At 71.1% G+C, this 19327-nt stretch carries 18 protein-coding genes; 5 read left to right on the top strand and 13 right to left on the bottom strand.

The features are described from left to right. Window positions 1-46 precede the first annotated feature (46 nt). A complete protein-coding gene (locus BLR68_RS13850; protein WP_018185666.1) occupies window positions 47-442 on the bottom strand; it encodes an SRPBCC family protein in 396 nt (131 codons plus the stop codon). A 58-nt stretch (window positions 443-500) separates the two neighbouring features. Between BLR68_RS13850 and BLR68_RS13855 the strand changes: the two genes are divergently transcribed. After that, window positions 501-1091, top strand: a complete 591-nt coding sequence (locus tag BLR68_RS13855) for a nitroreductase family protein (RefSeq protein WP_018185667.1) — start codon at window positions 501-503, stop codon at window positions 1089-1091. Between the two features lie 3 nt (window positions 1092-1094). Here BLR68_RS13855 and BLR68_RS13860 read toward each other — a convergent pair whose 3' ends face one another. From BLR68_RS13860 to BLR68_RS13875, 4 genes are all read right to left on the bottom strand, one after another. Then, window positions 1095-2297 carry a fatty acid desaturase family protein gene (locus BLR68_RS13860; protein WP_018185668.1) on the bottom strand — a complete coding sequence of 401 codons (1203 nt, stop codon included), beginning with the start codon at window positions 2295-2297 and terminating at the stop codon, window positions 1095-1097. Between the two features lie 61 nt (window positions 2298-2358). Then, window positions 2359-3339, bottom strand: coding sequence for a cation diffusion facilitator family transporter (locus BLR68_RS13865; RefSeq protein WP_018185669.1), 981 nt, complete (start codon window positions 3337-3339; stop codon window positions 2359-2361). Then, the gene (locus BLR68_RS13870) at window positions 3336-3812 is read right to left on the bottom strand and encodes a transporter substrate-binding domain-containing protein (protein ID WP_018185670.1); all 477 of its coding nucleotides are present in this window, start codon (window positions 3810-3812) and stop codon (window positions 3336-3338) included. Before BLR68_RS13870 ends, BLR68_RS13865 begins: the two co-directional genes overlap by 4 nt. Window positions 3813-3885: 73 nt before the next feature. Then, on the bottom strand, window positions 3886-4425 hold the full coding sequence (locus BLR68_RS13875) for a YaeQ family protein (protein WP_018185671.1): 540 nt from the start codon (window positions 4423-4425) through the stop codon (window positions 3886-3888). A gap of 86 nt (window positions 4426-4511) precedes the next feature. Between BLR68_RS13875 and BLR68_RS13880 the strand changes: the two genes are divergently transcribed. Both BLR68_RS13880 and BLR68_RS13885 read left to right on the top strand, forming a co-directional pair. Beyond that, window positions 4512-4883 (top strand): hypothetical protein, encoded by a 372-nt coding sequence (locus BLR68_RS13880; protein WP_018185672.1) that lies wholly within the window; start codon window positions 4512-4514, stop codon window positions 4881-4883. After that, complete coding sequence (locus BLR68_RS13885; protein ID WP_026302763.1) at window positions 4883-5701, top strand: hypothetical protein; 819 nt, start codon at window positions 4883-4885, stop codon at window positions 5699-5701. The genes BLR68_RS13880 and BLR68_RS13885 overlap by 1 nt, the downstream gene beginning before the upstream one ends. Here BLR68_RS13885 and BLR68_RS13890 read toward each other — a convergent pair. Together BLR68_RS13890 and BLR68_RS13895 are read right to left on the bottom strand one after the other, a co-directional pair. Continuing rightward, complete coding sequence (locus BLR68_RS13890; RefSeq protein WP_018185673.1) at window positions 5662-6483, bottom strand: methyltransferase family protein; 822 nt, start codon at window positions 6481-6483, stop codon at window positions 5662-5664. The genes BLR68_RS13885 and BLR68_RS13890 overlap by 40 nt on opposite strands. Window positions 6484-6605: 122 nt before the next feature. Continuing rightward, entirely contained in the window at window positions 6606-6908 is a 303-nt protein-coding gene (locus BLR68_RS13895) for a DUF1540 domain-containing protein (protein WP_018185675.1), read from the bottom strand. 350 nt (window positions 6909-7258) lie between these two features. On the opposite strand from BLR68_RS13895, the gene BLR68_RS13900 reads away from it, so the two are divergent. Continuing rightward, the gene (locus tag BLR68_RS13900) at window positions 7259-9721 is read left to right on the top strand and encodes a helix-turn-helix transcriptional regulator (RefSeq protein ID WP_018185676.1); all 2463 of its coding nucleotides are present in this window, start codon (window positions 7259-7261) and stop codon (window positions 9719-9721) included. A gap of 230 nt (window positions 9722-9951) precedes the next feature. Here the strand turns inward: BLR68_RS13900 and BLR68_RS13905 are convergent, their stop codons facing one another. Together BLR68_RS13905 and BLR68_RS13910 are read right to left on the bottom strand one after the other, a co-directional pair. Further along, a complete protein-coding gene (locus tag BLR68_RS13905) occupies window positions 9952-11700 on the bottom strand; it encodes a DUF4012 domain-containing protein (RefSeq protein WP_018185677.1) in 1749 nt (582 codons plus the stop codon). Further along, on the bottom strand, window positions 11697-12431 hold the full coding sequence (locus BLR68_RS13910; RefSeq protein WP_018185678.1) for an LPXTG cell wall anchor domain-containing protein: 735 nt from the start codon (window positions 12429-12431) through the stop codon (window positions 11697-11699). The genes BLR68_RS13905 and BLR68_RS13910 overlap by 4 nt, the downstream gene beginning before the upstream one ends. A gap of 654 nt (window positions 12432-13085) precedes the next feature. On the opposite strand from BLR68_RS13910, the gene BLR68_RS13915 reads away from it, so the two are divergent. Further along, entirely contained in the window at window positions 13086-13925 is an 840-nt protein-coding gene (locus BLR68_RS13915; protein ID WP_040570450.1) for a WecB/TagA/CpsF family glycosyltransferase, read from the top strand. A gap of 156 nt (window positions 13926-14081) precedes the next feature. Here BLR68_RS13915 and BLR68_RS13920 read toward each other — a convergent pair whose 3' ends face one another. The 4 genes from BLR68_RS13920 to BLR68_RS13940 form a co-directional block, all read right to left on the bottom strand. Continuing rightward, window positions 14082-15260 carry a DegT/DnrJ/EryC1/StrS family aminotransferase gene (locus BLR68_RS13920; RefSeq protein ID WP_018185680.1) on the bottom strand — a complete coding sequence of 393 codons (1179 nt, stop codon included), beginning with the start codon at window positions 15258-15260 and terminating at the stop codon, window positions 14082-14084. Window positions 15261-15323: 63 nt separating this feature from the next. Next, entirely contained in the window at window positions 15324-16388 is a 1065-nt protein-coding gene (locus BLR68_RS13925; protein ID WP_026302764.1) for a Gfo/Idh/MocA family protein, read from the bottom strand. Between the two features lie 525 nt (window positions 16389-16913). Then, window positions 16914-18170 carry a glycosyltransferase family 2 protein gene (locus BLR68_RS13935; RefSeq protein WP_256335400.1) on the bottom strand — a complete coding sequence of 419 codons (1257 nt, stop codon included), beginning with the start codon at window positions 18168-18170 and terminating at the stop codon, window positions 16914-16916. Continuing rightward, window positions 18167-19204: a hypothetical protein gene (locus BLR68_RS13940; protein WP_018185683.1), complete on the bottom strand. Its 1038-nt coding sequence runs from the start codon at window positions 19202-19204 to the stop codon at window positions 18167-18169. Before BLR68_RS13940 ends, BLR68_RS13935 begins: the two co-directional genes overlap by 4 nt. Between the last annotated feature and the right edge of the window lie 123 nt (window positions 19205-19327).

Genomic DNA, 19327 nt, shown 5'->3' on the forward strand with positions numbered 1-19327 from the left:
ACTCAGTCGAACGCTACCACCGAGGCCGCGGCACGGGAAGGCCCGGTCAGCTCTCCATCACCGCCCGGAGCGTCTCGAGGTCGGCCTCGATCGCCGCGGCATCCTCAGCGAACTCCGCATCCGTGACGCCGTCACGGCGGAACAGCGTGAAGACCACCTCGCTGCCGGCGTCGTTGCGCAGCACCCGCAGCGGGTTGTGCACGACCGTGCCGTCCGGAAGACGGACGTCGTGATCGAGCACGCCCGCCTCGACCGGCCCGACGAACGCGACCTCGATGTCCCCCAGGGGCGAGTCCGCGAGCCAGTGGCCGCCATCGTTCCGGATGCCGGAGCTCAGCCCCGCCGCCCACCGCGGCAGGTTCGCGGGGTCACCGGCGAACGCGATCACCTCGCGCGGTGGGCGCTCGATCGTGCGGGAGAGGTGATGGGCGGGCCAGGTCATGACGGGGACGCTACCCCGCCTCGGCGACACCCGCCTCGGAAGCGACGAGGATGGAGGGATGGCGACGTTCGACGATCCGGTCCTCGAGGCGATGGCGACGCGGCGGTCGCTCGCGAAAGTGGGGCCGGGTGCTCCGACCGACGACGAGCTGCGCGAGCTGCTCGCCGCCGTCACCCCCGTCGCGGACCACAAGGCCCTCCGCCCCTGGCGCCTGCTCGCGCTGCGCGGCGATGACCGCGCCCGCCTCGGCGACGCGCTCGACGCCGCCGCCGGCACCACCCGTGAGCCCGGGGATCGGAACATGAAGCCGTTCCGCGCCGACCTGCTGATCGCGGTCGTCGCGAGCCCGAAGGCGCACCCGGCCGTGCCCGTCTGGGAGCAGCACGCCACCGCCGCGGGCGCCGCGCACCTGCTCGAGCTCGCGCTCTGGCGGGCCGGATGGGGCGTCATGTGGCGAACGGGCCTCGCGGTCAACTCCCCCGAGGTGCGCGCGCTCCACGGTCTCGCCGACCACGAACTGTTGATGGGCTGGCTCTACGTCGGGAGTGTCGACGCCGACCTCCGCGCCAGAATCGACGAAGCGCCGAGGAAGCGGCTCGATCCCGAACCGTTCCTCGGCGCTCTTCCCGCTGACGCGGGTCCCGTCTGAGGCTCAGCCCCGGCGGAACTCCGCCGTCATCGGGCAATCGAACGGGTCGCGGGCGGCGAGGCCCACGCGGTTCAGGTAGTCGATGACGATCGCGTACGACCGGCCGAGGCTCGTCTCCGTGTACGGAACCCCGAGGGTCGCGCAGTGCTCGCGCACGATCTCGCGAGCCTTCGACAGGTGCGGGCGGGGCATGTTCGGGAACAGGTGGTGCTCCACCTGGTAGTTCAGACCGCCCATGAGCCAGGTGGCCCACCAGCCGCCGCGGATGTTGCGGGAGGTGCGCACCTGCTTGCTGAAGAAGTCGAGCTTCGCGTCGGGGGCGATGACCGGCATCCCCTTGTGGTTCGGGGCGAACGACGCGCCCATGTACACGCCGAAGACGGCGAGCTGCACACCGACGAAGGCGAACGCCATGCCGAGGGGCAGGAGCAGGAACACCGGGACGAGGACGACGGCCAGACGCAGGACGATCATGCCGATCTCCAGCCAGCGCGCCTTCACGTCCTTCTCGGTGAAGAGGAACTTCAGGCCGAGGAAGTGCAGGTTGAGGCCCTCGAGGGTGAGGAGGGGGAAGAACAGCCAGCCCTGACGCTTCGTGATCGCGCGGCGCAGGCCGCGAGCCGATGCGGCATCCGCCTCGATGAACGAGAGCGTGTCGATCTCGATGTCGGGGTCCTTGCCGACGCGGTTCGGGTTCGCGTGGTGACGCGTGTGCTTGCCGGTCCACCAGGCGTAGCTGATGCCGACGACACCGGCCGCGAGGATGCGCGCGAGGCGATCGTTGGCGGGACCGGAGCTCAGGATCTGCCGGTGCGCCGCCTCGTGGGCGAGGAAGGCCACCTGAGTGAAGATGATGCCGAGGGCCCCGGCGATAAGCAGCTGGAACCAGCTGTCACCGAGCAGGATGAATCCCGTCACTGCTCCGCCGAAGGCGAGCGTCAGCGCGATGCCGACCATGACGTAGAAGGCGTGGGTCCGGTGCAGCAACCCCGTTTCGCGCACGATGCGCGAGACGTCGGTGAACGCTTTCGCCATCGGGGGGAACTCCGCTGTTCCGGCGTATGTCTGGCGGACGGGACCGAGACGCGACTCGGTGACGGTTGAAGCGATGAAAGCACCTGCTCGAGATCGGGTGTCCGCCGGGGCGGAGGGAGAAACGATCAGCGGATGCCGACCACGTGAGGGCCACGCTACGGGGAGGCGCATCGCCGTTGCGGCATGCATCGGCGATCCCCACGGGACTGCCAGGGGCTGCACAGGCTCGGACCTAGCTTTCGCCCGATCGCGCGGACGCCGTCTCGGGGAACTCCTGCACCGGGATGATGACGACGTCGTGCATCTTCCAGTCCAAGGACCGGCATTCCGTCTGGGCGCGCTCGAGCTCGCCGAGGCGTGGGAGGCGACCCCTTCGCGGCTTGACGAAAGCCTCGACGTGGAAGAACTGGCCCTGGTCACGGGTGCGGGTGCGCACCTCGTCGACCCAGTGCAACGAGGAGAGATGATCGTGGATCCGATCGATGTCGGGATGCGGCTTCGCGTCGTCGAAGGTCGTAGCCCGGGTGTCCATCAGGTCCGTGATCGCGGCCTTCGTGTTCTTCACCCCGTCCCACAGGATGCTGCCGGCGATGAAGACGGCCGCCGCGGCATCCGCCCACCAGAGCCCGAGCCCGATGCCGCCGACTCCCACGATCGAGCCGACCGCTGTCATCCAGTCGGCCTTGTTCATGTCCGCGTCGGCGTAGAGGACCTTGTTGTGCAGCTGGCGGGCGAGACGCATCTTCACGCGCCCGAACCAGATCGGCAACGGAATAGTCGCCGCCATGACGGCCATCATGAACCACCCGAGCCACACCGACTGCCCGAAGACCTCGACCGAGCCGATGGGCGGACGCTCGCCGCGGACGAGGGTGAGCGCCGATTCGACGAGCAGGAAGGCCCCCATGGTGAACAAAGCGACACCCGCCACGAGGTGCGCAATGCCGACGGACCGGAAATAGCCGTACGGGTACCTCGGATTCGCTGCGCGCGACATCACCCGTACCGCCACGAGAAACGCGATCGGCGGTGCGAGCGAAAGCATGTCCTCGACCCAGGCCGCCCGCATCGCCTGCGAACTGCCGGTGACGATGCCGACGACCGGGATGGTGACAGCGAGGAAGGCGATCGTCGCCCACTCCATCCGCACGGCTCGGCGGAGCGCCTTCCGGCCGGCGTCGTCGAGTCCCCGTTGCAAAGCCGTCTGCGTCATTCCCGGCCCTCCTCGCGCAGGAAGACCTCGAGATCCATGAGGAACCCGTTCTCGCCCGCACGAGCGAGCATGACGTGCTTCTCGGTCTCGCCCGACGCGCTCGTCTCTTCGCGGTACACGTCGGTCACGGCGGCCTCGTCGGCCCACGGGGTCGTGTCGGTGAGGCCGCCGACGACGATGTCGAGCTCACCCGCGTGCAGCGCGTCGACGAGGACCTCCTCCGCCCCCTCGCGCCAGCGGACCTCGGCGCCGTGCCCGGCCGCGTACGCCTCGACCAGCGCGACCTCCGTGCCCGACGGCTCGTTTCCGAGCTCGGTCCAGGGCGGATTCGCGGTCACTCCCGCCCGCAAGACACCGCCCTCCGAAATGCGTTCGAGGGTGCTGTCGGCATCGGCGGGGCGGACCCCGCAGCCGGCCAGAACGAATCCGACGATGAGAGATGCGGCCGCGGCCGCACGCGCACGACGTGGCATGGGAACCTCCGTCGGCACACTACGAGCGGCGCGAAACCTCCCCCATCGGGGTTGACAGCGTGCGCCGGTCGCGTCAGCCGACCCGCTGCTCCGCGATGGCCGACGAGGTGGACCGGCCGTTGACGTCGAGATAGAGCTGCCGCTCGGTGACCGACACGGTGAGTGTGCTGCGCCGCTCCAGAGCGGAAGCGGCATCGTCCACGAAGTCGCGATCGAAGCTGTAGACCGGGATGTCGGCCGCGCGGTGGATCGTCTTGCCCGCCCACGCCTGCGCCAGACGGTTCGGCTCGCGGTGGGTGTACACCGCGACCCGGTCGGCCGCCTTACTGGCCGAGTGCAGACGCGCGGCATCCGGAGCACCGACATCGATCCAGGCCGTCATCCGACCCGTCGCATCGCGGATCAGGACCGCCGGCTCGGCGGTCGCCGAGATGCCCTCGCTGAAGGCGATCCCGTCTTCATACTCGAGGGCGTACGCGAGCACGCGGAGGAGGACGTTCGCCGCCGTCTCGGACGGATGCCGCGCGATGCGCAGCGACAGTTCGTCGTAGACGCCGCGATCGACGTCGGCGAGGTGCACGGTGAACGTGTGCATCGTGGATCCGATGGCCATCCGTCGAGCCTAGGCGGGATGCCCTTCGCAGGTCGCACGGGTGATAATGGTCGCGTCCCATCCGGCGTTCCTCCAGGAGACTGCTCATGCCGTTCCACAGCAAGGAGATGCTCGAGCGTTGGCTCGGGGAGTTCGCCGCGCTGGGGTATCCCATCAGCGACCGGGTCAAGGTCATCCCGCAGGACGGGACCGACGGGCTCGACACGGGCCTCATCGCGCTCAACCTCCTCGACTCGATGACGCTCACCTACATCCAGCCCGAGCCTCTCGGTTCGATCCACTGGGGCATCACCTTCGAGGCGCGCGAGCTGGACCTCAAGCTCAACGCCAGTCGCACACTGGAGCTCTCGGGCGAGCTCGCGATGGTGTCGATGCTGTGCACCTTCCTGCAGACCAAGTCGCTGGCCGAGGTCGAGGCCGAGGCGGGATCCATCGCCCCCGAGACTCTCGGGCTCTGATGGACGACGGCCTGAGCGCAGAGCTGCGCGCGCTGCAGGCCAGAGCGTACGGGCCCGGCGGCGGCCTGGACGACGATCCCCCCGCGCGACGCCGGCTCGCCGAGCTCGAGACGCGCGCCCGCGACGAGAGACACCGCCCGCCCGTGGTCGACGGAGTTCCAGACGCGCCCCGACAGCAGACACCCCAACAGCAGACACCCCGACCGCCGGCGCCTCCCGCGCCGACGGTACCGGCCGCCGTGGCCGCCGACCTCCGCGCTGCACGAGCGACCACCGGCGCCGACGCGCGTCGGCGACGCCTGCTGGCGGGCCTCGCGTGGGCGGGATCCCTCGCGGCGGTCGCCACCCTCTCGGTCGGCATCACCGCGGCGGCGAGCTCCCCCACCCTGACGGCGGGGGCCACGAGCCCTGCCGACGTCGAGGTCACCCACGTCACGTCGCTCCCCCTCGACGCGGAACGGGCCTGGCCCGAGGTCCTGAGCGCTCCACCCGAGGACGGCCGCATCTACCGCGCACTCGCGGGCATGACACCGATCGTCGCCCACTACGACACCGGCGACGGCGTCAAGGCGCGGTGCCTGCAGATCCTGCCGGACGAAGCCTGGAGCGCCTCCCCCGAGGACGGGTGGTCGGGAGCCTGGTACACGAGCTGCGCAGCAGAGCCCTTCGCGCCGGCATCGAGCCTGGTGGTGTCGAGCACCACGCCGGCCGCCCTGCGCGAGAAGTTCGCCATCGGCACCCGCCTGCAGTTCGTGCTGGCCGACGACGCCGTCGAGGTCTACTCGGCCGAGGCTCCCGCCGGAGAAGCCGCGGGCTGATCGACCGCGACGGGCGTCAGACGCGGCACCCAGCACCGCACCCGCTCCCGGTACCGCAGAAACTCATCTCCGAACCGCGCCTCGAGGTCGCGCTCCTCGTGCGGGCGGATCGCCGCGTTCCACACGACGGAGCCGCAGGCGGCGTAGAGAACCACCAGCCACGACGAGAGCATCATCCCGACCGCGACGCCCTGTGCGATGCCCGCGACCGCCATCGGGTTGCGGACGAAACGGTAGGGGCCGCGGATCACGAGGCGCCGCGCCGTCGCGATCGGCAGCGGCGTGCCCTCACCCTGCGTCGACATCACGGCGCCGGACCACAACCCGACGGCACTCGCAACGATGAACAGGGCGACACCGGCGCCACGCGCCCCGGCAGGTACCGGCACGTGCAGCATCCATCTCGTCTCGACCCAGACGATGACCGCAGGAACGACTCCGAGCGCCAGGCCCCAGAACACGACGATCTGAAGAGCCGTCGCTCCGACATGGCTACGCACCGCCGCTCCCGGCGACGCAGGGCGGATCCGGAAGGGCCCCACCATGAGCCAGTGCGTGGGAAGGGACCCGTGCACGATGACGGTGGCGGCGAGAACGGATGCCGCGGCCGCCGCGGTCATGAGGACGGCACCCCATCCCGCCTCCGTCGTCGCCACCGCGAAGAGCGCGAGGAAGACGGTGACGAGCAGCGTCCAGCCCGTGGCGATGACGGCTGCGGCGCGGATCCCCGTCGCCGCGAGCGCCGAGGCGATCACGAAGAGAGGGATGTCGAGGCTCGCCATCACGAAGGGATCGATGCTCCCCAGCGTGGCTTCACGGACGACGGGGACCGTGAAGACGGCGACCCACCAGAGCGCGCCGCCCGCCGCTTGGACCGCGAAGTAGGCGCGCGCGAGGGCGGGTGTCAGGCGGCCTGGTACGTGAGGCAGTCGGCCGACTCCGCTCCGGGTCCCACGCGCACCGTCGCGGCGGTGCACTCGAGCGACGAGTTGAAGACGCACTCGGCGCGCTGGCAGGCGCCGACGTGACTGACGACCTTGTCGAGGCCGCCCTTCGTGCCGAGGGGGATGAACGTGGCGCACTCGGCGTCACCGGGCGTCCCACCGATGGTCACCGCGGCGGCGTGGCAGTGCGAGTGGTCGTTGTACGAGCAGCCGAGGGCATTGCACTCGGACACGCGGGGCAGGTCGTCGAGAGTGGTGCTCATGAGAGCCTCCTTCAGTGGTCGTGGCTCGAGAGTACGCGCTGACCCCCGCGGTTCGGACAGCCTAAGTTCCGCCTTTTCTCCCCGGTCAGGTGAAGAAAATCGGGTTAGGTGAGCCTGACCTACACACGGCGCCGCGAGCCTTCCACTCGGCGACCCTGATACCACACACTCCACTGTTTTCACATTCCGCCCCGCGCGGAGTGGGGGCGGTGGTAGATTTCGCACAACCTCGCCGCAGGCGGGAAACCCCGGGTCGGACCCGAATCTGGGCTCGGGTGCAGGTGAGCGGTGTGACGCCGGAGCATCGTCGACGGGTGTCTGCTCGTTCCGTCCAGGGGAAGGGGAACGCGATGGCACTGGCTGCGATGTCCGCCGGTCTTCCGCCCTCTCTCCTCCTGTGGCCGCAACTCGCCTTGACCCACGTCGAAGAGGAACTGAGCTCGGAGAACCGCCCGGCCCGTCTCGTGGTGGTCGGCCCCGCGGGTTCCGACAAGAGCCCCCTCCTCGACGAGATATCCCGACGGGTCTCGCACGTTGAGGACACTCTCTTCGTCGACGATGCGCACCTCCTGACCGATGACCAGATCCGCGTCCTCGACCGGCACCTCGACGACCCGGGCGCGGGACTCGTCGTCAGCTGCCGCCCCTGGCCGTGGACGCCGGCGCTGACGGCATTGATCCGACGCATAGAGCAGTCCCGACCGGCTCTGGCTGTGGGGCAGGTCGACACCGAAGACGTCGTCCGCGCCGTCGAGCAGGCCGGTCGGTCGATCGACCCGGGGTGCATCGGAGCGATCGTCCGGATGGCGGCATCCGTGACCTGGCTCGTCAAGCAGGCACTCGCCGCGCACGGTGACGGCTACTGCCGCGACCCTTCGCACGAGCGCGTCATCCGTGCCGTCGGAGAGGTGATCGCGCTGCGCCTCGACACGCTCGAGCCCCCCGTCGCCGCCGTCGTCCGCCGCGCGAGCCTCGGCGGCGACGAAGATCTGCCGGCAGCGACAGACGACGCAGTGGCGGCCGCGCTCGCCGTCGGGCATGCCGAAGGACTCCTGCTTCGCGGAGGTCGCCCCGTGCCGATCGTCCGGACGACCGTCACCCGGACGACGCCTGTCGCCCAGCTGATCGACCTGCTCGACACGTCGTCGATCCCGTCGCTGGATGCCGAGGTGGCATCGTCGCTCGGCGGCCACGTCGACGCGCGTCTGGCCCGGGTCCTCCAGGCTCACGCGGACCAGTCCGCGACCTACGACTTCGCCCGGGCCACGGAACTCTACGACGCGGCGCTCGCCGCCGGGGCGGATCCGAACCGCATCGCGCTCAGGAAGGCGCGCATGGCGTGGGACCGAGGCGACATCGACGAGGCCGCCTCCCTCGTCGACGCCGTCGCCCTGTCGGCGGAGGGCGACGATCACAGCGAAGCGCTCCGCATCCTCGGCTCGGCGTGGAGTGCGCGCGGATTCCTCCGCGCGAGCGCCATGACCTACCGCGCGCAGCCCGATCACGACTTCCTCCTCTACGCGCAGGGCGCCCTCGCCTCGTTCGGCACGGGAGACCGCGCGCCTCTGCTCGACGCGGTCGAGCGACTGAACGCGGGTACCGGAGGAGTCCCGACGACGCTGAGGGTGGCCCACGCCAAGCTGATGAGGGGCCTGGCGGCTTCGCTCACTTGGCCTGCGGGCGGCGCGTTCGACGAACTCGTCCGCGCCAGCGAGACCTACGGGGACTCCGGTGAGAACGGTCCGGTCCCCGAACTGCCGGCGGTCATCGCCGCGATCGGCGCCATCAACCTCGGCGAACTGCAGACCGCCGCGAACATCCTCGGCGATGCGCTCATGGACGACCACGGCGGCCCGTGGGCGCGCTCGCGGCTGCTGCTCTGGGCCGCGTGGGTCGCCGTGCACCGGCAGCATCCCGAGGAGTCGGCCGCCCGGTTGGCGGATGTGGATGCCTCGTTCCTCCCCTTGAGCAGTCGCGAGATCCTCGTCCGCGACGCCGTCATGCTCGCCCACGTACGACGGTACGGTTCGCTCGACGAGCTGCGTGCCCTGTGGATGCGGGTGCGGGACGATGTCCGTCACGTCGAACCGGACCTCTTCCTCCTCCACCCCCTGCGCGAGTTCATCGAGACCGCTCCGGTGTTCGACGACTCCGAGCGGGTGGCCCCCGCACTCGAGGCGCTGAACGGGATCCTCCACGGCCTCGGTGACCCGCTGATGTGGTCGGTTCCGCTGACGTGGTCCTCTTTCCAGCGAGCGATGCTCGCGCGGGACCCGCACGGGCAGGCGCAGACGGTGCGGACGCTCTCCGCCGTCGCGCGCGGGTCGCGACTTGCGGGGGCCCTGTCGGCCGCCGCCACCGAGTGGTCGCGGAACCGGGTCGACGAGGGCGCCGCGGAACGCATCGAAGAGGTCGCGTCGCGCATGGCTGAGATGGGCCTCGGGTGGGAGGGCGCGCGCCTGGCCATCACCCTTTCGGAGCGCTCGCGCGATCGCCGGACGGGGATCCGACTCGCTGCGTTCGCTCGGACGCTCCACCCGAGCGCGGCGCCAGGGAGCGCGACCAACGATGTGGCTCTCGGCGACAGCGGCCTGCTGAGCGCGCGCGAGCGCGAGGTGGCGGGCCTCGTCCTTCGCGGCATGACCTACGCCGAGATCGGCGAGGCCATCTTCATCTCGCCGCGCACTGCCGAGCACCACATCGCACGCATCCGGCGCCGGATCGGCGCCACCTCGCGTACCGACCTGATCGCCAAACTCCAAGCGATCGTCGGCGCCGAGGACGGCGGCACGGACAACGCTGAAAGCCGCTGACGAACGCCCATGAAAGGGCGGACCCCCTCGGGCCAGTTCAGTGGGGACTGCGGCGGGAGGGGGTCCGCGAAGCCATCCGGGATGCCAGAGACGGACACGTTTGGGGACAATGCGCGTCAAGACCGCTTGGGGAACGGCCCGGCAACCGTAGGGGGATGGCGCTTCAATGCTAGAGGAAAGCTCTCTTCCCGAATAGACATTCGCGAGATCTTGAGGTGAGCGGCCTCACCTCAAGCGGCGGGACACCCGATATCCGACGAGGCGACGTCGACCCGCTTCAGCAACGGAGTGTGGAGGAGCTCGGGTGTCGCCGCGCCGGACGGGACCTCCGGTCCGGCGATGAATCGGAACGTCAGGACGTGCGATCCCCCCGGTGCGAGGTCGACCCGACGGGTGACGAGGACACGGCCGTCCTCCCCGGCATCGACGGATGCCGCGGCTGCGCCGTCGAGCGTCACCCCACCCGCGAACCATCCCGGCGGCGTGACGACCGTGACCGTCGGCGCGATGTCGCCTGCCGCAGCACCGTAGAACCCACCTCCGGTGACGCTGACGGGCAACGTCTCGGCATCCCGTTTCGTCAGCGTGCTGCCGAGGGACACCTCCACCTCCACCTCGCGGAGACCGTCGGCGCGACACACCCCCGAGCGCGTCGCGAGTCCCACCGTCAGGTACGGGGTGAGCTTGCCGCCCGTCGCGTCGTTGAAGTAGGCGGCGAAGGCGTTCGGGCCGGCGGCATCCTGCCTCGCGAGCGGGCCGGCCAGCGCGGTTCGGGCGAGGACCTTCTGCTCGTCGGGGTGACGACTCCAGACCGAGATCCGCCCCTCCTCGACCGCTCCCACGAGGCCGGGGATCATCGCGGCGGGACGGGCCCGTTCGGTGAGGGCCGTGAACACGGCGGCCGCGGCATCCGAGAACAGACGCCCCTGGGCATCCTGGTCGAGCGTCCGGTAGGGCTCGACGAGCAGTCTGTCGATGACGTTCTTCTGGTTGAGAACGCCGGCAGACGTCTCGACCGGACCGATGGCGCCGAGGATCGCGGAGAGGACGACGGGGTCCATCGAGACGACGACGTCCGGTGCCGTCTCGCCCGACTTCTGCCACCACGCCGACGCGAGCTGAGCCGTCACCCGGAAGTCCGCGGTCATCGACGTGTTCTGCACGTAGCGGCCGATCCCGTCACCCAGGGATCGCACCTCCGCGGCGGGCACCGCCGTCAGCGGGGATGCCGCCGGCGAGAACTGCGACGAATCGCGCTGCGCGCCGAGCGTGAGGATGCCGTCGTGGGCCCGGAGCTCGAGGAATGTCCCCGTGATGCCGCCCCCGGTACGCAGTTCCGCGGTGTTCTGCAGGACGACCAGGATGCGCCGGTCGCCCTCGGCACCGAGAATCGTCGGCACCAGGTCGGCCGCCTGAGCCGCACCGTCCGTCAGCGGCTGGATGTCGTCGACGGCGTCGACGACACGGCCGACACCGTTCGCCAGCTGCGGGACGAGGGCGTTCCGGTCGATGTCGGCGAGATCCTCCGCGACGTCGTCGCGCGCCGCCGCCGCGCGGGTGAGGGCCGGAGCTGCGTGTCGCAGGACGCGGACCGCTCCCGCGGCGTCGGCGCCCTCGAGGCCGCGTGCCGTGTCGAGGACGGCGGGAGCGACGTCATCCGCCACGTCGACGACCGCGGTGGCCGCGCGTCGCGCCGCGGAGAGGTTCGGTCCGATTCCGGGGAGTGCCTCCGCCGCGTACCAGACCGGGTCGTCCGGGATCTCGTGCGAGATACCGTCGACGAGTCGGTCGGCCGCGGCCTTCGCGCCGTCGATGTCACCCGAGCCGACGGCCTTCACCGCGATGGCCGCGTCGTCCCCCGCAACATCGAGCGCCTCCTTGAGATCCCATGCCGAGCGACCGACGTGCGCGGCCGCGGCAGCGGTCCCGATGAGGAGGAGGGCGCCGGCGACCAGGATCAGTCGACGGCGCCTTCTCACGACTCGACCCGGCGGCGACGACGCGCGACGAGGAGGACACCGGCGACCACGGCAGCGGCTCCGCCCACGGCCGCGGCGACGGGCCACTGTCCGCCCGTCTGCGCCAACCCGCGGGAGACGCTTCCCGACGCGACGCCGACCGGCGTCGCGCAGTCGTCGGAGTAGCCCGGGTAGGCGAGCGGAACATCGATACGCTCGCCCCCGACCCGCAGCTGAGCCGTCACGTCGCCCGTGGTCCACGCGGCGGCGTCGTTGCGGGGCTCCCACTGGTCGCCGGAACGCACCCAGCCGGGCAGAGCCTCGACGGTGCCGTCGCCAGAGACCTCGACGCCGGGCCACAGGATGCTGCCGGAGCCTTCACCCGCGGCATCCACCCGCAGCGGGACGGCGATCTCCTGCCCATCCCCCCGGATCACGAGCTCGGCGGTCGGTGTCGAGGCCGCAGCCGTCGCAACGGCGACCCGCACCGTCGACGACGCGGCCAGAGCGGTCGACACCGTCACCGGCCCGGTCGAGAGGCTGCGCGCACTCGCCGTCGCGGCGACGCGCACGATCGAGTAGTCGATCGTGGGCGCCTCATCGACGCACAGCGCCTGCACGACCGATCCGTCGAGCCCGCCGTCCGGCGGACTGCTCGGGACGTACGATCCGTCCGCGGCGAACGCCGGCGTCGAGCCGGACCCTGCGATGACGGCGACCACGATCGTGGCACGCCAGATGTTCCCCCACATAACAGCCTCCCCAAAGGCATTCGAGCCCGCGCCTCAGGTGGGCGCGCTCGATGTACAGCCGTCACGTTATCTCCGATCCGGTCGACAGACCTCCCGTGTTTGCCTCCACGAACCCCTAATCAGATCCCCTAGTTGTCCCCCGTTTGGGGGACAACAGATTAGGTTTGTCCCCCTATTGGTGGACGGGCGACTCGGCTGTAGCGTTCCGATATCGCCGCCGTAGAGGCTTTGGGGAGTTGACACGGCACAAGGCGGCAGCAGAGGAAGTGGGGGCGAGCTTGGGGGCCGTAACCATGTCTGCCTGGGCTCTTCGTACGCCTTCGTTCGCGCAACGAACACGTACGAAGGGCCCACATTCCACGCGTCGTGAGGGGCGACGCGTGGTCGGTCGCTGAGCGACCAGGGGGAGAGAGTGCGGTGACCGAGGGGTTCGGCTCACCGCGCAGACGCCGACGGGGACCGGCGTCGGTAACGGGGACAGCGGATCGGATCCGCATTGGGGGCACAGGTCTGGGACCTGGTCGATGTTTGGGGGGACGGAACGTTCATGGGGACAGAACGGAACACGACTGCGCGCCGGCTGCGTCGCGCCGTCGATGCAGGACAGCACTGCTCGACACGCGTGTCGGCGCGGCGCACGCGGCGGGCCGACTGATGGCCATGCGCGCGGTGACGTCGCCGATACGCACCCTTCGCCTGCGCGGGTCGCTCGCCGCCCAGAAGGTCGTACCGCGACCCTCGCCGATGGGGCCGCCGACCGTCCGCATCGCGGGCACCGACGTCCACCTCACCGATGCGCAGGGCGCGTGCGAGGTGATCGCCGACACCATCCATGACCGTCGGCTCTCGCCGCTCGCGGTCGTCCCGGCGACGCTCGGCCACCCGCACCACGAGGCGCCGGACGCCGGCGGCATCCGACATCTGACCCTGATCGAGGACGGACGCGTCGCCGCGCGGGCCAGGCGCGTGACCGGCGCGGAGTGGCCGCGGCTGGCCGGCGGTGATCTGATCGGTGACGTCCTGAACCGGGCGAGCGCCGAGCGGTGGCGCGTCGCAGTGGTGGGCGGGTCGGCGGACGAGCGCGAGACGCTCCACCGACGAGTGATGGCCGAATGGCCCGGCGTCGCACTCATCGGCCACTGGACGCCGACGCGGGAACAGGTCTCGTCACCGGACGCGTCCGCGGAGATCGCGGAACAGCTCCGGTACACCGACACGGATCTCGTGATCGTCTGCGTCGACAGGGCCACCCAGGCAGAGTGGATCGACACCTACGGGCAGGCCACGGGTGCGCGTGTGCTCCTGGCTGCCGACACCGTGATGGATTTTCTGACAGGTCGAGCCGCGCACGCCCCCCGGTGGGTCGGGCGAGCCGGACTCGAAAAGATGTGGTGGCTCATGCTCGAGCCGAAGCGATCAGCGACGCGAGACCTCATCGAGGGACCGCAGGCCTCTCTGGCCGACCGCCGATCCTCGGCTCACCACGATGCATGAACCGTCACCCGCACGCGGGCACGGCCGGACCTCCCCCCGTCCGTCCGTGCCCGCCTGATGGATCGATGACGATACGTCCGACTCGGGCGTGAGCCGGCACCCCGGTCGCGATCACGCGACGCCGGGGCTCGACTCCTCAGCGGAGGATGCCGCCGATCAGCGACCGATCTCCGCCGCCGTCACGACCGCACGCTGAGCCTGGACCAGGGTCGCGATGATGCGGCCCTGCTCGGCATCCGTGAGCGCGTGATGGACGGGGAGGACGAGCGTGCCGTCGGTCAGCCGAGCCGTTCCGGGCAGGCCCTCCGGAGGAGTCAGCGATCGGTACGGCGCCTGACGGTGCGCGGCCCGGGTGCCGCGTCGAGCGGACACCCCCGCCTTACGGAGCGCCTCGATCACCCGGTCGCGGTCAAGCGGGTACTCTCCTCCGACCTCGACCCAGAGGTCATGCGCGTTGCCTTCGCCCCACGCAGGATCGGCGACGAGGCGAAGTCCGGCGACGCCCGCGAGCTCCCGCCGGTAACGGTCGGCGATCTCGCGCCGCCGGCGGAGGATCTCGGGCAGCCTGGCGAGCTGTACGAGACCCACGGCGGCCTGCAGATCGGTCATCCGAAAGTCCCAGCCCACCTCCGCATACTCCTCGGCCCGCGGCAGCAGCAGACCGTCGCCCCCGGACGCCGCGTCGGCGGCGTGTTCGCGGAGGCGCTTCGCCCGCGCGGCCCACCGGGCGTGCGTGGTCGTGAGCATGCCGCCCTCGCCGGTGGTGAGGATGGATCGGTCGCTGAACGACCACGCCGTGAGCTCTGCCGTCGCGCCGACCGGCTGCGCGCGGTACGTCGAGCCCGCCGCGCACGCGGCGTCCTCGATCACGACGATTCCGAAGGGATCCGTCACGGAGCGGATGTCGTCCAGGTCGACGGGTACGCCCGCATGGTCGACGACGACCACCGCCGTCGTCGTCGGGGTGAGCACGCGGTCGACAGTCGCCCCCGTGACAGTGCCGGTGTACGGGTCGACATCGGCGAACACGGGGGTCGCTCCGACGTGCCGGACGGCGTTCACCGTGGCGATGAACGCCAGCGACGGGACGACCACGTCATCGCCGGGCCGCACGCCGGCCACGACCAGCGCCAGCTGCAGCGCGGCGCTCCCGCTCGAGACGGCCGCAGCGTAGGGCGCCCGCATGACGCGGGCGAACTCCTCCTCGAACCGGGCGACCGCCCGTCCCTCCGCGATCCACCCTGCGGCGACGACGCGGGCCACCGCCTCGGCCTCCTGCGGGCCGAGGCAGGGGACCAGAACCTCGATCCTGGACTCAGCCACGGTCGGCCGCATCCCGCACCGGACTCATTCCCCGAGCCCGGTCGGCGAGCGGGATGCCGGCCGCCGGTGAGGTCGTCACGCGGCGACTCCGGCCGAGCGGCGCGCATGCCGCAGAGGCTGCGGGACGCCGTACGCTGCGAGGCTGCCGGCGGCCGCGTCGAGGATCGACAGCACCCGCAGCCCCGCCGCGCCGCTCGTGCGCGGCGTTCGCTTCTCGCGGATGGCGGCGGCGAACTCCGAGACCACCGTCCCGAGGGCCTCGCGCTCCTCGACGGCCTGTGCGCGGATGCCTCCGATGCGGAAGCTGGTCGCGGCGCGACGATCCTGCGCGGTGGCTCGAGAGATCGACGAGACATCGACACCCGGGTCGTAGACGCTGAGGCGCTGCTGCGGGTCGAGGTCGTCCCACACGAGGGTGTGGCGCGTTCCGCCGATCACCATGCGACGCGTGCGGGTGGGGCTCAGCCAGTTGACGTGGACGTGCGCCATCGCTCCCCCGTCGAGCGGCATCGTGAGATGGCCGATGCACGATTTGCCGGTGTTCATCGGGTCGGAGCCGTGCGCCGCCACCGATGTCGCCTGCAGGCCGTCCGGCAGGATGAAGTCCATGATCGACAGTTCGTGAGGCGCGAGGTCCCAGAACACGTCGACGTCGGGCTGCGTGAGGCCGAAGTTGATGCGGACGCTGTCGACGAACAGGATGTCGCCGAGCTCACCTCCGGCGATCAGCTCACGCATCTTCATCACCGCCGGCGTGTAGCACTGCGTGTGGTCGACCATGAGGACGAGACCTCGCTCGGATGCCCGGCGCACCATCTCGGTGCCGCGTTTCTGCGTGTCTGCCAGGGGCTTCTCGACCATGACGTGCTTGCCGGCGTCGAGAGCCGCCATGGCGATGACATGGTGCGTGGCGGCCGGCGTCGCGATGGCGATCGCGTCGATGAGCGGGTCGGCGAGCACCGACTCGATCTCCGCCGTGACCGGCGCCCCTCCCACCGCATCAGCCACCCGGCGGGCGCGGTCGATGTCGACGTCGCAGATGGCCGCAAGGTTCCACTCCCGGCTCGCGCGCAGATTGCGCGCCAGCTGCGGCCCCCAGTACCCCGCGCCGATGACGGCGATGTTCAATCTTCTGCTCACGTGTGTCCCCCCACATTTCCCCATGTCGTACACGCTCCCCAAGAGCGTCCCGCGGCGACTCACGCCGCCGCCCGGACGGCGCCGTCGCCGGTGCCGTCTCGATGTCGTGTCGCAGCGCGCCGTCGGGCACTCACTGCGGAGTCGTGCGCCGGCGCGCGCGTCGCATCAGGTCCGGCCGCCGACAGCGGCTTTTCGGAGCCGCCCGCCGATCGGATGGGAACGAGGGCGCGCGCGACGGCGCGGCCGGCCGGCGCGTCGATGCGCCCACGGCTCGTCGTCGATGCGACGACTGTCCCCACTGTCCCCATGCTCTTCCCCAGTCGCGCACACCCCGAGCGAGAGATGTGTGCGTTAGACCGGCCCCGGCGACAATCCCATTCGTCGCCGGTGTGCACGCCTCCCCAGGCGGGCACGACCGGTGTCCCCGTCGATATGAAACCAGACCCGGGCCGTGGGCACAACACGATCCGTCACACGGATGCCGAAGCCCCCCGTCGACACGCGATGTGGAAGGACCTCCGCGACTCAGCCCCACCCGCCGAGGTAGGCGGCGACGTCGGGCTCGCCGCCCAGGAGCCGGACCCCGTCGACGCGCTCCGACGCGCGGGGGAACAGGTCATCCCGACCCCACCGCGCCTCCCGGGCGGCGGCACGCGACGAGCGGATGCGGAGGAGCACAGCGCCGTCGTCGGCGCGAACGGTGACGACGCCCAGCCCGTCTCGGGCGATGCTGTCGACGAGGTCGCCGAGAATCCGATCGACGCGCACGGGCCGGACGATCTCGACGTGCACACGCACGCGGTCCAGGCGCCCTCGGGCCTCGGCGAGGGCGGCGGCATCCACCCACTCCGACCCCGGGATGGCCGCGAGGACCGAGTCGACGCTCACGAAGGCGGCGCCCTCGGACGCTCCGGGCGGTGCCGTCACCGCGATGTCGACGCGGTCGGTCGGCCGACCGTGCGGCCGCGAGCCGGGCACGGGGATGAGATCGGCGAGGAGGACGGCCTCGGCGTTGCGACGGACGCGGTCGTGCTCGTCTCGGGCCCCGGCATCCGGGCCGTCGTGCCAGGCGACCGCCTGCGGAACATGGGCCAGGAGCGCACCCTTCAGCCAGGCCCGGTAGGTCCACTCCCAGTCCTCACCGCCGTAGGAGCGAAAGGATTCGTCGAAGCCGCCGGTCGCGTCGAAGATGATGCGACTACACGCGAGGACGGCGCCGATCGTGTGCCGATAGCTGCGGTCGTCCGCCTCGAGCAGGTTGCGCGAACGCCGATAGGCGTCGGTCAGCCACGCCGGTTCGGGCAGCTCCCGCCCGTCGACGACCGCACGGACGTCGGCGACGACGGCGGCACCGGTGAGATCGGCGTGGCGCCGCCTGCCGACGACGACCACGTCTGGGGCGAGCCCCGGCATCCGTGTCAGCTCCCGGATGAACCCGGGTTCGGGGACCGTGTCGGCGTCGAGGAAGACGAGGACGTCACCGGTCGCGTGGGATGCCCCCAGGTTCCGGGCGGCAGCAAGGCGGAAGCCCTCGTCGGCCTGACGCACCAGCCGGACGCCCTCGGGCACCCGGGGCGGCTCGGTGGAGCCGTCGTCGGCGACGATCACCTCGAGACGGTCGCGGGGGTGATCCTGGCCGCCGAGAGCGGCGAGGCAGCGCGCGAGCTGCTCGGGCTGCTCGTAGTGCGCCACGACGACCGAGACGGTGGGCGCGGCATCCGGTCGACGTCCGTCCAGGAGGTCCCAGCGGTTGCCGGGCAGGGCGATCCCCCGCGGCGTCACGCGCTCGCCCACCAGGCGAGGTAGGACGTCGCGACGTCCTCGAGCGTCGGGGCGAGCGACGTCCCCTCAGCCAGTCGGGTGAAGGCCGGATCGAGCCACGCGTCGGCGAGCCGCGGCGCGAGCTCATCGGCGGTGTAGCGCGCGATGGTCCCGGGACGCAGCTCGTCCATCTCGGCGGCGTAGCGGGAGTCGACGACGAGCGGGCGCCGACCGGCCTCAACCCAGTCGAGCATCGACCGGGACGCCGACACGTGTTCATGCGCGGCGAGGGGGATGCCGGGGGCGACCAGTTCGCGGCCGAACGCGGCGTCGTCCAGGAACCCGGTCACCTCGAATGCGACGCCGAGGCGGGCCGCTTCGTCGCGGAGCCGGAGGACGTCGTCCTCGTGGCCGCGCGAGGGGGCGCCGATCGCGCGGACGGCGACCTCGCCCACGTCCTCGCCGCGGGACCTCAGCGTCTCGGCGGCGCGTGCGGCGGCGACCACCGCGGGTCGGTGCCCCTTGCCGGGGTAGACGAAACCGGCGATGAGGACGCGGAGGTCGCGGTCGGCGCCGACCGACGAGACGCGCGCGACATCGGTTCGCGTGCCCAGGGCGACGGCGTGGGCCGGAGCCGTGCCGGGAAGGAACTCCGCCATGAGCTGCTGCTCGTGGCGACTGTTGACGGCGACCCGCTCGGCGGCGGTGATCATGCGGGCGTACGCGGTGCGGCGACGCTCGAACATGGTGCCGTCGGAGGGCTGCGGCACATCGTGCAGCGTCAGCGTGAGACGGCTGAGCCGCGCCCAGCGCTCGACGACGTCGGCGGCGTCCTCCGGCGTGGCGCCGAAGAGCCGATCCGTCGTGTGGAGGTGGACGCGCGCGCCGGCATCCACCTCGGCGAGCACCCGATCGCCGGCCGCGACGTCGGCGACCTGCACCACCCTCGCACCGGCGTCGCGGGCGAGGACCGCGTCGGCGACATCCCGGCCGTACCGGGTGACGCCGTGCCCTTCGGGACCGAGGACGAGCAGGAGCGGAGGAGCGGAGATCACCTCGCATGGTTATCCGGCGGTGAGCACGGGGTCAAGCCCCCCTCGCCTCGGACGATTCGTTGCGTACGGTCGGGGCGTCAAGACGCACCCACTCCCCTGGTCGGCGCGACGGCGTCAGAAGGA

Origin of the sequence: Microbacterium sp. 77mftsu3.1 (genome assembly GCF_900100525.1) — a bacterium.
GTDB lineage: Bacteria > Actinomycetota > Actinomycetes > Actinomycetales > Microbacteriaceae > Microbacterium > Microbacterium aquilitoris.

Coding starts and splice junctions, on each gene's coding strand:
- BLR68_RS13850 (WP_018185666.1), bottom strand. CDS start 442: ATGACCTGGCCCGCCCATCACCTCTCCCGCACGATCGAGCGCCCACCG.
- BLR68_RS13855 (WP_018185667.1), top strand. CDS start 501: ATGGCGACGTTCGACGATCCGGTCCTCGAGGCGATGGCGACGCGGCGG.
- BLR68_RS13860 (WP_018185668.1), bottom strand. CDS start 2,297: ATGCGCCTCCCCGTAGCGTGGCCCTCACGTGGTCGGCATCCGCTGATC.
- BLR68_RS13865 (WP_018185669.1), bottom strand. CDS start 3,339: ATGACGCAGACGGCTTTGCAACGGGGACTCGACGACGCCGGCCGGAAG.
- BLR68_RS13870 (WP_018185670.1), bottom strand. CDS start 3,812: ATGCCACGTCGTGCGCGTGCGGCCGCGGCCGCATCTCTCATCGTCGGA.
- BLR68_RS13875 (WP_018185671.1), bottom strand. CDS start 4,425: ATGGCCATCGGATCCACGATGCACACGTTCACCGTGCACCTCGCCGAC.
- BLR68_RS13880 (WP_018185672.1), top strand. CDS start 4,512: ATGCCGTTCCACAGCAAGGAGATGCTCGAGCGTTGGCTCGGGGAGTTC.
- BLR68_RS13885 (WP_026302763.1), top strand. CDS start 4,883: ATGGACGACGGCCTGAGCGCAGAGCTGCGCGCGCTGCAGGCCAGAGCG.
- BLR68_RS13890 (WP_018185673.1), bottom strand. CDS start 6,483: ATGGCGAGCCTCGACATCCCTCTCTTCGTGATCGCCTCGGCGCTCGCG.
- BLR68_RS13895 (WP_018185675.1), bottom strand. CDS start 6,908: ATGAGCACCACTCTCGACGACCTGCCCCGCGTGTCCGAGTGCAATGCC.
- BLR68_RS13900 (WP_018185676.1), top strand. CDS start 7,259: ATGGCACTGGCTGCGATGTCCGCCGGTCTTCCGCCCTCTCTCCTCCTG.
- BLR68_RS13910 (WP_018185678.1), bottom strand. CDS start 12,431: ATGTGGGGGAACATCTGGCGTGCCACGATCGTGGTCGCCGTCATCGCA.
- BLR68_RS13915 (WP_040570450.1), top strand. CDS start 13,086: ATGGCCATGCGCGCGGTGACGTCGCCGATACGCACCCTTCGCCTGCGC.
- BLR68_RS13920 (WP_018185680.1), bottom strand. CDS start 15,260: ATGCGGCCGACCGTGGCTGAGTCCAGGATCGAGGTTCTGGTCCCCTGC.